This window comes from Elioraea tepidiphila DSM 17972 (assembly GCF_000378465.1).
GTDB classification, from domain to species: domain Bacteria; phylum Pseudomonadota; class Alphaproteobacteria; order Acetobacterales; family Acetobacteraceae; genus Elioraea; species Elioraea tepidiphila.
On the sequence record NZ_KB899922.1, the window covers coordinates 35,647 to 49,389 of the forward strand.

Consider the following 13,743-nt stretch of genomic DNA (forward strand, 5'->3'; position numbering starts at 1 on the left):
GATGGAGGGAACCGCGCCCGACATCAGGGTGTTCGACGTGGAGCGCCTGCGCGCGGCGGCCGAGGCGGTGTTCCGCGCGGTCGGCTGTCCGGCCGTGGAGGCGGAGGCCGTGGCGGCCCATCTCGCGGATGCCAATCTCTGCGGCCATGACAGCCACGGCATGATCCGCGTACTGCCCTATGTGAAGGCGCTGCGGCGCGGCTACTTCCATGCGGGCCGCGAGATTGCGGTGGTGCGCGAGGCGCCCGCCCTCGTGGTGCTCGATGGCGCGATGGGGCTCGGCCAGCCGCTCGCCAATGCCGCGACCGACCGCGCGTGTTCGATGGCTGCGGTCTCGGGTGCGGGAACCGTGCTGCTCCGCCGCGCGGGCCATGTCGGCCGGCTCGGCGCCTATGCCGAGCGTGCGGCCGAGCGCGGCATGGCGAGCATCATCTTCTGCAACGCCCCGCGGCCCGGCGGCGGGGTGATCGCGCCCTGGGGCGGCATCGGCCGGCGGCTCGGCGCGAGCCCGATCGCCATGGGGATGCCGCGCCCCGCCAACCCCCACGTCGTGCTCGACTTCTCCACCTCCTACTACGCCGTGGGCAAGCTGCGTGTGGCGCGCAACAAGGGCGAGCTGCTGCCCGAGGCCGCCGTGATCGCTGCCGACGGCACGCCGACGCGCGACCCGAACGCCTATTTCGGCCCGCCCGAGGGGGCGATGATCCCGTTCGGCGGCCACAAGGGCTATGCCCTCAACGTGTTCACCGACCTGCTCGCGGGGATGCTCTCGGGCGGCGGTGCCGACTATCCCCCGCCGGGCACCGACGAGCAGGGCGGCAACAACCTGATGATCGTCACGGTCGCGGTCGATCAGGCGGCCGATCCGGCCTGGCTCGGCCCGGCGCTTGCCGACTATGCGGCCTGGGTGAAGTCCGCCGCGCCGATCGACCCGGCCCGCCCGGTGATGCTGCCGGGCGAGCCGGAGGCTGCGACCCGCGCCCGCCGCGCGGCCGACGGCGTGCCGCTCGACGCCCGCACCATCGCCCAGGTGAACGAGGCGGCCGCCCTGGTCGGGCTCGACCCGCCGCTGTAGCCGGCCAGGGCTGCATACCCGGCGGGGTTGCGGCGGCACGGCGGCAGGACTAGACTGAACCGTATAGTTCAGCGAAGGCGGGCTCGGGACATCCCCGGCCCGCCTTTCGCGACCGGAGTGCACCCACATGCGTCGGTTCATTGTCGCCGTGCTCGCGCTCGCCGTCCTCGCGGGCGGCGGCTTCGGATTGTGGCGGTTCCAGCAGCAGCTCCAGCAGGGCGCGACTGCCGCGGCCGGCCCCGGTGGGCCGCCGGGGGGCTTCGCCGTGCCCGTGCTGGCCGAGCCGGTCGCGGTCGAGCGCATCGCCGAGGAGATCGTCGCGATCGGCACGCTGCGCTCGAACGAGAGCGTCATGCTGCGGCCGGAAGTGGCCGGCCGAGTCGCCGAGATCGGCTTCGCCGAGGGCAGCGTCGTCACGGCCGGCACGGTGCTGGTGCAGCTCGACGACTCGATCCCGCGTGCGGAGCTTGCCCAGGCGGAGGCCGAGCTCGAACTCGCGCAGGCGAATGCGCGCCGCGCGCAGGATCTCTATGCCCGCGGCGCGGGCTCGGCGGTCGCGCGCGACCAGGCGGTGGCGACGCTGCGCACCACCACGGCGGCGGTGGAACTCGGCCGGGCCCGACTGGAGAAGTACCGGCTCGTTGCCCCGTTCGACGGCATGGTCGGGCTGCGCCGCGTCAGCCCCGGCGCCTTCGTCAATGTCGGCGCCGACATCGTCAATCTCGAGAGCATCGATCCGATCAAGCTCGACTTCCGCGTGCCGGAGGTGTTCCTCTCGCGCGTCAGCGTCGGTCAGCGTCTCGCCGTGACGGTCGATGCGTTCCCGGACCGGACCTTCCCCGGCGAGGTGGTGGCGATCGATCCGGCGATCGACCCGGTGGGCCGCAGCATCGCCGTGCGCGCGTCCCTGCCGAATCGCGACGGCTTTCTCCGGCCCGGCCTGTTCGCGCGGGTGCGGCTGACGCTGCGCGAGGAGCCGCAGGCGATCATGGTGCCGGAGGCGGCGATCGTGCCGTTCGGTGGGCGGATGCTGGTGATGAAGGTGGTGGACGGGAAGGCGCAGCCCCAGCCCGTCACGCTCGGGCTGCGCCGCGAGGGCAGGGTGCAGGTGACCGAAGGGCTCGCGCCCGGCGATGTCGTCGTCACCGCGGGCCAGATGAAGCTTCGGCCGGGTGCGGCGGTCGCGGTGCTGCCGCCCGAGGCGGCGCCGCCCGCCAACGGCGCCCCGCGCGGCTGACCGTCGCGCGCGACACGGGACTGATCCGTCATGGTGCTCTCCGAGCTTTCCATCCGCCGTCCGGTGCTCGCCACCGTGATGAGCCTGATGATCGTGCTGATCGGCCTGGTCAGCTACGACCGGCTGACCGTGCGCGAGTACCCTAACATCGACGAGCCGGTCGTGACGGTGGAGACCACCTATCGCGGCGCCTCCGCCGAGATCGTCGAGAGCCGCATCACCACGCCGCTCGAGGAGAGCCTCTCGGGCATCGAGGGGATCGAGGTGATGTCCTCGATCAGCCGGCAGGAGAAGAGCCAGATCACGCTGCGCTTCGTCGTCACGCGCGACCCGGACGGGGCGGCGAACGACGTGCGCGACCGGGTGGCGCGGGTGCGCAACCTGCTGCCCGACGAGATCGACGAGCCGGTGGTTCAGAAGGTCGAAGCGGACGCGCAGCCGATCATCTATCTCGCCTTCTCCTCCGACCGGCACACGCCGCTGGAGGTCACCGACATCGCCGACCGGCTGGTGAAGTCGCGGTTGCAGACCCTGCCCGGGGTCGCGAACGTGATGATCTACGGCGAGCGCCGGTTCTCGATGCGGATCTGGCTCGATCCCATCCGCATGGCGGCCTATGGGCTGACGCCGGCGGATGTGGAGGATGCGCTCCGGCGCCAGAACGTCGAGATCCCGACGGGGCGGATCGAGAGCCGCGCGCGCGAGTTCAATGTCGTCGCCGAGACCGATCTGCAGACGCCGCAGCAATTCGAGGATCTGCGCATCCGCGAGGTGCAGGGCTACATCGTGCGGCTGCGCGATGTCGGCCGCGCCGAGATCGCCGCCGCCGACGAGCGCATCATCGCCCGCTACAACGGCCAGTCGGCGGTCGCGCTCGGCATCATCAAGCAGGCGACCGCGAACCCCCTGGAAGTCAGCAAGGCGGTGCAGGAGAGCTTCCCGGCGATCCGCGCGCTGCTGCCGGAGGGGATGACCGTCGCGGTCGGCTACGACTCCTCGATCTTCATCGACCGCGCGATCCAGAACGTGTTCAAGGTGATGGGCGAGGCGGTGCTGTTCGTGCTCATCGTCATCTTCCTGTTCCTGCGCAATCTGCGCGCCACGTTGATCCCGCTGGTGACCATCCCGGTCAGCCTGATCGGCGCCTTCGGCTTCATGTTCGCCATGGGCTTCTCGGTGAACACGCTCACGCTGCTGGCCTTCGTGCTGGCGGTCGGGCTGGTAGTCGACGATGCGATCGTGATGCTCGAGAACATCGCCCGCTACGTCGAGCGGGGGATGCGGCCCTTCGAGGCGGCGCTGAAGGGCTCGCGCGAGGTCGGTTTCGCGATCGTGGCGATGACGCTGACGCTCGCCGCGGTCTATGTGCCGATGGCGTTCCAGACCGGGCGGACGGGGCGGCTCTTCATCGAGTTCGCGCTGACGCTCGCCTCCGCCGTGATCGTCTCCGGCTTCGTCGCGCTGACGCTCTCGCCGATGATGTGCTCCAAGCTGCTGAAGGTGAACCAGTCGCACGGCGCGGTGTACCGGTTCGGCGAGCGTCTGCTCGACGGGCTGACGGCGGGGTATCGCCGCGCCCTGACCGTGGCGCTGAACGCGCGTCCGGTGGTGATCGTGGTGGCGCTGCTGGTCGGCGGCTTCTCTTGGATCATGGTGAACACGATCAAGAGCGAGCTCGCCCCGGTCGAGGATCGCGGCATCATCATCGGCATCGCGATCGCGCCCGACGGTGCGACGATCGACTACACCAGCCGATGGCTCCGACCGCTGGAGGCGGCGTTCGCCAACCACCCGGCGATCGAGCGGCAGTTCGCTGTGGCCGGTTTCCCGGTGGTGAGCCAGGGCATCATGTTCGCCGGCCTGCGTGACTGGTCGCAACGCGACGTCTCGGCCCAGGCGGTGGCGCAGCAGCTCTTCCCGCAGTTCTTCGCCACCCCCGGCGTGCTCGCCTTCCCGGTGAACCCGCCGAGCCTCGGTCAGAGTCCGATCCAGAAGCCGGTGCAGTTCGTGCTCCAGACCTCGGGGCCCTATTCCGAACTCCAGGACGCGGCCGAGGCGATGCTCGCCGAGGCGCGGAAGATTCCCGGGCTCGCCGGCCTCGACAGCGATCTTCGGCTGAACATGCCGCAGCTTCGCCTCACCGTGGATCGCGACAAGGCCGCTTCACTCGGGCTGTCGGAGGAGAGGATCGCGCGCTCGCTGGAAACCCTGCTCGGCGGGCGCAAGGTCACGACCTTCAAGCTGAACGGCAAGCAGTACGATGTGATCGTGCAGGTCGAGGCGGGGGACCGCACGACGCCGCAGGACGTGCTCAACGTGTTCCTGCGGACGCCCTCGGGCCAGGAGGTGCAGCTCGCCAACCTGATCGCGCTCGAGGAGACGATCGCGCCGCGCGAGCTGAACCACTTCAACAAGCTACGCTCGGCGACGATCAGTGCGACGCTGGAGCCCGGGTTCACCCTCGGCGAGGCGCTCGCGGCGCTGAACGAGGCCGCAGAGCGCGTGCTGCCGAACACGATCCAGATCGACTATGGCGGACAGAGCCGCGAGTTCCGCTCCGCCTCGGCCGGGTTGCTGGTCACTTTCGCCCTCGCGCTGATGTTCATCTACCTGGTGATGGCGGCCCAGTTCGAGAGCTTCATCGATCCCTTCGTGATCATGCTCTCGGTGCCGCTCGCGACCGGCGGCGCGCTGCTCGCGCTCTGGCTCAACGGCATCACGCTGAACGTCTACAGCCAGATCGGACTGATCACGCTGATCGGGCTGATCACCAAGAACGGCATCCTGATCGTCGAGTTCGCCAACCAGTTGCGCGAGCGCGGCATGGAGCTGATGGAGGCGACGATCGAGGCCGCGAGTTTGCGCATGCGCCCGGTGCTGATGACCACCTGCGCGACCATCCTCGGCGCGGTCCCGCTCGCCTTCGCGGTCGGCGCGGGCGCGGAGAGCCGCCAGGCGATCGGCTGGGTGGTCGTCGGCGGGATGTCGATCGGCACGCTGTTCACGCTGTTCGTGGTGCCGACCGCCTACACGCTGCTCGCGCGCCGGCATCGGCCGGAGGCGATGGCGCAACCCGCGCCTGCGCCCGCCGAATAGCCGGGCGGCTGGACGGATCGCGGCAACGCCCTCACCCTGGCCCTTCGCAACGCTCGCCGCCGGAGGGAACCCCGCATGCGCCTGTCGCTCTGCACCTGGGCCGAGGTCGAGGCCTATCTCGGTCGCTCCAAGGGGATCATCGTGCCGATCGGCTCGACCGAGCAGCACGGCCCCAATGGGCTGATGGGTACGGACGCGATCTGCGCCGAGGCGGTGGCGAACGGGGTCGGCGAGGCGACGGGGGCGATGGTTGGGCCGGTGATCAGCATCGGCATGGCGCAGCACCATCTCGCCTTCCCGGGCTCGATCACCATGCGGCCCTCGACCATGATCGCGTTCATCGGCGACTACGTGTTCTCGCTCGCGCGCCATGGCTTCCGCCGCTTCATGTTCATCAACGGCCATGGGGGCAATATCGCGCCGACCTCGACCGCGTTCAGCGAGATCTACGCGGCCGCCTCGCTGGATCCGTCCGGCACCGTGCCGCGGCTGCGCTGCACCCTGCGCAACTGGTTCGACGGACCTGAGGTCTCCCGGCTCTCCACCGAGTTCTACGGCGACAAGCTCGGCACGCACGCGACCGCGGCCGAGGTCGCGCTGACCCAGCATCTGCACCCGGAGGCCATCAAGCGGGTGAACATGCCGCCCGTGGTGCCGACGCGGCGGCGCTTCACCGACGCGCTCGATCTGCGCGAACTGCACCCCGACGGGCGGATCGGCAGCGAACCGTCTCTCGCCACGCCCGAGCACGGCCGCGCCCTCTACGAGGCGGCGGTGAGGGAGTGCGCCGCCGCCTGGACCGCGTTCATGGACGAGGCGTGAGCGACACCACGCCCGAAAGCATCGGCCGGCTGTTCCGCCGCATCTCGCTTCCGCTGGCGGCGGGGGCGGCGCTCAATCAGCTCAACCGCGCGATCACGGCGGTGATCGCGCCCGACATCGCGGATGTGTTCGCGCTCTCGGCCGCCGATCTCGGCTTCCTCGGCGCGGTGTTCTTCGCCGCCTACGGCATCGCCCAGCTTCCCGTCGGCGCTGCCCTCGATCGGCACGGGCCGCGGCGCGTGCAGGCGGCGCTGATGCTCGCGATCGCGGCCGGGGCACTGGTGTTCGCCGCCGCCGACGGGCTCGGCATGCTGGTGGTCGGCCGTGTGCTGCTCGGTATCGGCGTCGCCGCGGCGCTGATGGCGCAGCTCAAGGCCACGCGCGAGTGGTTCCCCGCGCCGAAGGTCGCGACCGTGGCGGGCTGGTGCGTCGGGCTTTCCGCGCTCGGCGGCGTGGTCGCGACCGTGCCGGCGGAGGCGTTGCGCGCGCTGATGGGCTGGCGCGGCGTGTTCGTGGTGAACGCGCTGATCGCGCTCGCCGCCGGCTGGTGGATCTGGCGCTCGGTGCCCGAGAAGCTTCAGCAGCGCTCGACCGGCGGGCTCGCGGAGGAAGTGCGGGTGGTCGGGCGCATCATGGTGCATCCGAGCTTCATCCGGCTCATGCCGGTGGTCGGCATGATGTCGGCGTTGAACTTCACCTGGCAGGGGTTGTGGGCCGGGCCGTGGCTGCGCGATGTCGCCGGGCTCGATGCGGTCGCGCGCGCCGAGGTGCTGCTCGCCTACGCGCTCGGCCTGACGGTCGGATCGTTCTTCTCGGGCAGCGTCCAGTCCGCGCTGGTCCGGCGCGGGGCGCATCCGCTGGCGCTGATCGTCGGTTGCACGGTCGCCCTGCTGATCCTGCACGGGTTGCTGATCGCGCGCGTCCTCGCGGATCTCCCTTGGCTCTGGTTCCTCTGGCCGTTCTTCGCCTCGCCCGGACCGATCGGTTACACGCTCGTCTCCGCGCGCTTCCCGGCGCACATGACGGGCCGCGTCTCCACCACCATGAACGGCGTGATGCTGGTGATCGTGTTCATCGCCCAGCACGGCATCGGGCTGATCCTCGATCTCTGGCCGCGCACCGCGACAGGTGGGTGGGATCCGCGCGGCTATGACGCGGCGATCGCCGTTTCGGCGGCGATCCAGGCCGCGAGCCTCGCCTGGCTGTTCGTCAGGCGCGATGCGGCGGATGCCGACGGTGCCAGTCCGTCGCAGCCTGGAACGCCGCGCCCAGCCTGAACAGCGTGCCCTCCTCGAACGGCCGGCCGACGAGCTGGTGGCCGATCGGCAGTCCCTTGGCGTCGAACCCGCACGGCAGGGCGAGCGCGGGCAGGCCGAGATAGTTGATCGCCGGGGTGTGACGCATCATCGCCGCGATCAGCCGGCCGCGCGACGGCGATCCCCAATCGGTCTCGTCGAGCCTGGGCACCGGGATCGGCAGGATCGGGAGCAGCAGCGCGTCGCAACGTGCGAACACCTCCGCGCAGAACGTATCGATGCAGAGCCGCCGCCGCGCGAGCGCATCGGCGTAGGCGGCAGGGTCGATCTCGCGGCCCTTGCGCAGCGAGATCGCGGTGACGGGCGTGAGCTCGCGCCCGGCGCTGTCGAGCCAGTGGCCCTGCGTCGCGGCAGCCTCGGCGAGCAGCACGGTCACCGCGAGCGCATGCGCGGTGACGAGGTCGGGCGGCGCCAGTTCGACCACGCGCGCGCCTGCGTGCCGCCACGCCGATACCGCCTCCGCAAGCGCCGCGGCGATGCCGGGATCGACTCCCTCGACGAGCGCGCCGGGGATCACGCCGATGGTCAATCCATCCGCGCCCGCATCGATCGCCGCCATCCAGTCCGGCACCGGCCGCGGGTCGCTGTGCGGGTCCTCGGGATCTGCCCCTGCGATCGCGGCCAGCACCAAGGCGCAGTCGTGCACGCTGCGGGCGAGGGGGCCGATCGTGTCGAGACTGGCGCAGAGCCCCATCGTGCCGCTGCGCGGCACGCGGCCGAGCGTCGGCTTGATCCCCGTGACACCGCAGCACGACGCGGGGAAGCGGATCGAGCCGCCGGTGTCGGAGCCGAGCGCGGCGAACACCGCGCCGGCGGCCACGGCCGCCCCGGACCCCGAAGACGAGCCGCCCGGAATGTGCACGCCGTTCCAGGGGTTGCGCACATGTCCGGTGTGCGCGTTGTGTCCGGTCGGGTTGTAGGCGAGTTCCGCCATGTTGAGGGTGCCGCAGTCGATGGCGCCGGCGGCATCCAGCCGAGCCAGCACGGTGGCGGTGACATCGGGCACATGGTCGCCGAGCACGCGGCTGCCGCAGGCGGCGCGACGACCCGTTCGATACATCATGTCTTTGTGCGCCAACGGCACGCCGGCCAGCGGTCCGGGATCACGCCCGGCGGCGATCGCGGCATCGACCGCCTCGGCCATGCCGAGCGCGCGCTCGGCTTCGATCAGCGCCGCCGCGTTCGTGTCGCCTTGCCCGCGCCGCAACGCATCGAGTGCAGCCTCGGTGAGTGCGCGCGCGGTGACGTCACGGCGGCGCACGGCATCACGCGCATCGATCAGCGTCATGGTCGCCAGGTTCATGGTGCCCATCCGGACCCCCGCTGTTCGTTCAACGGCGATCCCACTATAAGGTTCCGCAACCACGTCACGTCACCCGGGGATCATCACACCATGGCGCATCTCGAGGCGAAGCCGGCCGGCGGCATGCACGCAGTCAGGCACCAGGGCCGGCAGGGCGGCCGGGTGCTCGCCGACGCGCTGCGCACCCAGGGTGTCACGCATGTGTTCCAGGTGGCGGGCGAAAGCTTCCTCGGGCTGCTCGACGGGCTCTACGAGAACCGCAGCGCGATCCGCACCATCACCTGCCGTTTCGAGGGCGCGGCGGTGAACATGGCCGAGGCGCACGGCAAGCTGACCGGGCGGCCCGGCGTGGCGATCGTCACGCGCGGCCCGGGTGCGTGCCACGGCTCGATCGGCGTGCACATCGCGCAGCAGGACTCGACACCGCTCGTGCTGCTGGTGGGGCAGATCCCGCGCGGCGACACGGATCGCGACGCGTTCCAGGAGGTCGATTACCGCCGCTTCTTCGGCGGCATGGCGAAGTGGGTGACGCAGATCGACGATGCCGCCCGTATCCCGGAGCTGATCGCGCATGCGTTCCAGGTCGCGGTATCCGGGCGTCCGGGGCCGGTCGTGGTGGCGATCCCGGAGGACATGCAGACCGATGTGGTGGAGGTCGAGGACGGACGGCGCTACGTCGTCCCGCGCCCGCTGCCCGACCCGGCGCTGATGGCGGAACTGCACCGGATGCTGGGCCGCGCGAGGAAGCCGCTGGTGATCCTCGGCAACGGCGCGGCCTGGACCGATCAGGGACGGGCCGATCTGCGCGCCTGGATCACGGCGAACGACCTGCCCGCCGCGGTCGGGTTCCGCCGCCAGTCGGCGTTCGACAACCACCTGCCGCAATACATCGGCGATCTCGGCAATGGCGGCGATCCGGCCCTGTTCGCCGCCGCCAAGGAGGCCGATCTGATCATCTCGGTCGGCTCCCGGCTGGGCGAGCCGGTGACGCAGGGCTATTCGGTGTTCACCCCGCCCGCGATCGGCGTGCCGTTCGTGCACGTGATGCCGGAAGGGTCCGAGCTCGGGCGGGTCTATCAGGCGGATCTCGCGATCCAGGCCGACCTGAACGCCTTTGCCGCCGCCGCGGCCGCGCTGCCGCCGCTCGATCCGCCCTGGCGCGCGTGGACCAAGAAGCTGCGCGCGCAACGGCTGAAGTGGTCGACCGAGGTGCCCGACTACGAGGGGCCGCTGAACGTCGCGGCGGCGATGCGCGAACTCGAGGCGATGCTGCCCGAGGACGCGATCATCACCACGGATGCCGGCAACTTCTCGGCCTGGGGTGCGCGCTTCATCAACTACCGGCGCAACCAGCGCCTGCTCGGGCCGTGCTGCGGCGCGATGGGCTATTCCGTGCCGGCGGGCATCTCGGCCAAGCTGTTGCATCCGGAACGGACCGTGATCAGCATGACCGGCGACGGCTCGATGCTGATGACCGGCCAGGAGATCGCCACCGCCTTCCATCACGGCGTCAACCCGCTGGTGATGGTGTTCAACAACTCGATGTACGGCACGATCCGGATGCACCAGGAGCGCGACTATCCTGGTCGTGTCTCCGGCACGGCGTTGACCAACCCCGACTTCGCGAAGTTCATCGAGGCCTATGGCGGCCACGGCGAGGTGGTGCAGGCGACCGGGGAGTTCCGCCCCGCGGTCGAGCGCGCGCTCGCCTCCGGCAAGCCGGCGCTGGTGGAGCTGCGCATGAACCCAGACCAGGTGACCACGCGCACGACCATCTCGGCGATGCGTGCCGCCGCCGGGATCAAGCCCAAGCCGCCGGCGAAGAAGGACACGGGCAAGCCCGCGGCGTCGGCACGGTCGCGTGCGAGCGCGAAGAAGCCGGCGGGCAAGCCGAAGCGCTGAGGACTACAGCGCGGCGAGCGCGCCGATCGCCGCGCCGCCGAGCAGCAGCAGCAACGGATGGGTGCCGGTCGTGCCGTGCAGCATGGCGACCGAAGCGGCGACACCGATCACAAGCAGGCCGGCGCCGAGGCTGACCGGGATCAGCACGCCGGCGGAGGCCACGAGCCCGACCGAAACGGGCAGCAGCGCGCCGCGGATGGCTGCCTGGCGCGCGGGCGGCAGCAGCGCGGCCCAGCGGCGGAACGCGAGCACGGCGATCACGCTGGTCGGGCCGACGAAGGCCAGCATGGTGAGCAGCCCGCCGATCCAGCCCGTCAGCGCCCAGCCCAGCAGCCCAATCAGCATCGCGTTCGGCCCGGGTGACGCCTGGCTGATCGCGTAGAGCTCGGCGAAGCGCTCGGGCGTCAGCCACCCGCGCGTCTCCACCGCGATGCGATGCACCTCGGGAATGATCGCGACCGCGCCGCCGACCGCAAGCAGCGAGAGCCCGAGCGCGGTCAGCACGAGCTGCGCGAGCAGGCTCATGTCAGCCCGCCACGGCGGAAGACGCCGTGCACCCACAGCGTGACGGGGAGTGCGACCAGCAGTACGGCCAGCAGCGGCAGGCGCAGCAGGGCGATCGCGACGAACATCGAAGCCGCCACCGCGACACTCGGCACCAGCGTGCGCATCGGCTTGGCCATGCGCCACGCCGTGCCGATCAGCAGCCCCGCCGCCGCCGCCGCCATGCCGAGCAGCGCGGACTGCACCTCCGGCCGCGTCGCCGCCGCACCGACCAGGCTCGCGAGCGCCATCGCGATCAGCATCGGCACCACCACCATGCCGGCGACCGAGGCCGCCGCCCCCGCCCAGCCGGCGTGACGGTCGCCGAATGCGGCCGAGAGGTTGATCACGTTCGGTCCGGGCAGGATCTGCCCGAGCGCCAGAAGCTCGGCGAACTCGGCCTCGGTGAGCAGGCGTCGTCGCTCGATCAGCTCGCGGCGTGCGAAGGGCAGGGTGCCGCCGAAGCCCTGCACGGCGATCGCGGCCCAGAGCAGGAACAGCGCGGGTGGCGTGAGCCGCGGCGGCTGTTCCGTCACGCGCGTCTCAGCGTCCGACCGCGTAGCCCTGCATGCCGCGCGGGTTCGCCCCCGCCTTCAGCACGCCCCCCTCGCTGCGCGCGGCCGAGAGGCGCCCCTCGCTCCACGGCCCGCCGACCTCCACCGCGTGGCCACGCGCGCGCAGTTCGCCCGCGACCGTCTCGCCGAAACGCTCCTCGATCACCACGCGGCCCGGGCGCGCCGGGCGCGGCCAGAACGAGGACGGCCAGTGCTCGGAGTGGAAGCCCGGCGCATCGATCGCCTGCTGGATGTTCAGCCCGTGATGCACCATGCGCAGCAGCATCGCGAGCGACCACTGGTCCTGCTGCTCGCCGCCCGGCGTGCCGTAGGCCATCCACGGCCTGCCGTCCTTCAGCGCCATCGAGGGGCTGAGCGTCGTGCGCGGCCGCTTGCGCGGGGCGAGGCCGTTCGGATGGTCCTCGCGCAGCCAGAACATCTGTCCGCGCGTGCCGAGCGGGAAGCCGAGTTCCGGGATCACCGGGCTCGATTGCAGCCACCCGCCCGACGGTGTGGCCGAGACCATGTTGCCGTGCCGGTCGATCACGTCGACATGGCAGGTGTCACCGCCCACCGCGCCGAGCCGCGCGACGGTCGGCTCGCCGGCGCCGGTGTTGGAACCGTAGCTCGCCGCCGAACGGTCCTTGGCCGCGTGATCGACCCAGGGTGTCGCGCGGCCCGGCACCGCGCCGGGACGCAGTTCCATCGACGCGCGCTCGCCGATCAGCTTCCGGCGCGCGTCGTTGTAGCCGTCGGAGAGAAGATGCGCGATCGGGACATCGACGAAGCCGGGGTCGCCATACCACGCCTCGCGGTCGGCGAAGGCGAGCTTCTGCGCCTCGATCACGGTGTGCAGGAACGCGGCCGAGGTCGGGCCCATCGCCGCGAGGTCGAAGCCCTTGAGCAGCGCGAGCGTTTGCAGATAGGTCGGCCCCTGGCTCCAGACGCCGCATTTCAGCACCCTCACGCCTTGATAGTCGTAGGCGAGCGGGTCCTCGTAGGAGGCCGACCAGCGGGCGAGGTCGTCGGCGGTCAGCAGCCCGCGGTTCCGCCGCCCGGTGACGTCCATGACCTCGGACATGCGCACGAAACGGTCGATCGCCTCGGCGACGAAGCCGCGATACCAGGCCGCGCGCGCGGCATCGATCTGGGCCACGCGGTCCGATCCGGCGGCCTCGGCCTCGCGCACGATGCGCGCATAGGTCTCGGCGAGTGCCCTGTTGCGGAACAGGGAACCGGGCGCGGGCACGGCGCCGCCCGGCAGGAACACCGCGGCGGAGGTCGTCCACTCCTGCTCGAACAGCGGCTGCATCGTGGCGATGGTCGCCGGGATGCGCGGTACCAGCGGCACGCCGTCGCGCGCATAGCCGATCGCGGGAGCCAGCGCCTCGGCGACCGAGATCGTGCCGTGATCGCGCAGCATCAGCATCCAGGCGTCGAACGCGCCGGGCACCACCGCGGGCAGCAGCCCGGTGCCGGGCACCAGCTCCAGCCCCAGCTCGTCGCGCAGCTTCGCCACCGTCGCGGCCGCCGGTGCGGGGCCCTGGCCGCAGATCACGCGCTGGCGATTCTCGCGCGCGCTGTGGATGATGATCGGCACATCACCCGCGGGGCCGTTCAGGTGCGGCTCGGCGACCTGGAGCGTGAACCCCGCGGCCACCGCAGCGTCGAACGCGTTGCCGCCGCGCTCGAGCACGCCCATGCCGACCGCGGAGGCGATCCAGTGCGTGGACGCGACCACGCCGAACGTGCCCAGAACCTCGGGGCGGGTGGAAAACTCGGGCGACCAGGATGTCATCGCGCTCCTCCGGTGGATCGACGACCCTAGCCGCCGGGGGCCGTCGCGAAAAGCCACGCGGGGGCATTTGACGCCCGGCGCCCCAGCACCTAGCGTC

Annotated in this window: 10 protein-coding genes; 6 read left to right on the forward strand and 4 right to left on the reverse strand. The window is 71.3% G+C overall.

The genetic code is table 11. The features are described 5' to 3' along the window. The first annotated feature begins 1 nt into the window (after position 1). The 5 genes from F563_RS22355 to F563_RS0111415 all read left to right on the forward strand — a co-directional run bounded on the left by F563_RS22355 (position 2) and on the right by F563_RS0111415 (position 7,507). A complete protein-coding gene (locus tag F563_RS22355) occupies positions 2-1,075 on the forward strand; it encodes an Ldh family oxidoreductase (RefSeq protein WP_019014806.1) in 1,074 nt (357 codons plus the stop codon). Positions 1,076-1,202: 127 nt separating this feature from the next. After that, positions 1,203-2,312, forward strand: coding sequence for an efflux RND transporter periplasmic adaptor subunit (locus tag F563_RS0111400; protein ID WP_019014807.1), 1,110 nt, complete (start codon positions 1,203-1,205; stop codon positions 2,310-2,312). A 30-nt stretch (positions 2,313-2,342) separates the two neighbouring features. Next, positions 2,343-5,408: an efflux RND transporter permease subunit gene (locus F563_RS0111405; RefSeq protein ID WP_019014808.1), complete on the forward strand. Its 3,066-nt coding sequence runs from the start codon at positions 2,343-2,345 to the stop codon at positions 5,406-5,408. A 75-nt stretch (positions 5,409-5,483) separates the two neighbouring features. Beyond that, positions 5,484-6,230 (forward strand): creatininase family protein, encoded by a 747-nt coding sequence (locus tag F563_RS0111410; RefSeq protein WP_019014809.1) that lies wholly within the window; start codon positions 5,484-5,486, stop codon positions 6,228-6,230. Further along, on the forward strand, positions 6,227-7,507 hold the full coding sequence (locus tag F563_RS0111415) for an MFS transporter (RefSeq protein WP_019014810.1): 1,281 nt from the start codon (positions 6,227-6,229) through the stop codon (positions 7,505-7,507). The genes F563_RS0111410 and F563_RS0111415 overlap by 4 nt, the downstream gene beginning before the upstream one ends. On the opposite strand, the gene F563_RS0111420 is transcribed toward F563_RS0111415, so the two are convergent. Then, a complete protein-coding gene (locus F563_RS0111420; RefSeq protein ID WP_051089374.1) occupies positions 7,440-8,849 on the reverse strand; it encodes an amidase in 1,410 nt (469 codons plus the stop codon). The two genes, F563_RS0111415 and F563_RS0111420, sit on opposite strands and share 68 nt — an antisense overlap. Before the next feature lie 90 nt (positions 8,850-8,939). Here F563_RS0111420 and F563_RS0111425 point away from each other — a divergent pair, with 90 nt between their 5' ends. Further along, positions 8,940-10,751: a thiamine pyrophosphate-dependent enzyme gene (locus F563_RS0111425; protein WP_019014812.1), complete on the forward strand. Its 1,812-nt coding sequence runs from the start codon at positions 8,940-8,942 to the stop codon at positions 10,749-10,751. 3 nt (positions 10,752-10,754) lie between these two features. On the opposite strand, the gene F563_RS0111430 is transcribed toward F563_RS0111425, so the two are convergent. The 3 genes from F563_RS0111430 to F563_RS0111440 are packed head-to-tail and all read right to left on the reverse strand — an operon-like array spanning position 10,755 to position 13,646. Next, positions 10,755-11,276 (reverse strand): chromate transporter, encoded by a 522-nt coding sequence (locus F563_RS0111430; RefSeq protein ID WP_019014813.1) that lies wholly within the window; start codon positions 11,274-11,276, stop codon positions 10,755-10,757. Then, a complete protein-coding gene (locus tag F563_RS0111435; protein WP_019014814.1) occupies positions 11,273-11,830 on the reverse strand; it encodes a chromate transporter in 558 nt (185 codons plus the stop codon). Before F563_RS0111435 ends, F563_RS0111430 begins: the two co-directional genes overlap by 4 nt. A 7-nt stretch (positions 11,831-11,837) precedes the next feature. Further along, complete coding sequence (locus tag F563_RS0111440) at positions 11,838-13,646, reverse strand: gamma-glutamyltransferase family protein (RefSeq protein WP_019014815.1); 1,809 nt, start codon at positions 13,644-13,646, stop codon at positions 11,838-11,840. Between the last annotated feature and the right edge of the window lie 97 nt (positions 13,647-13,743).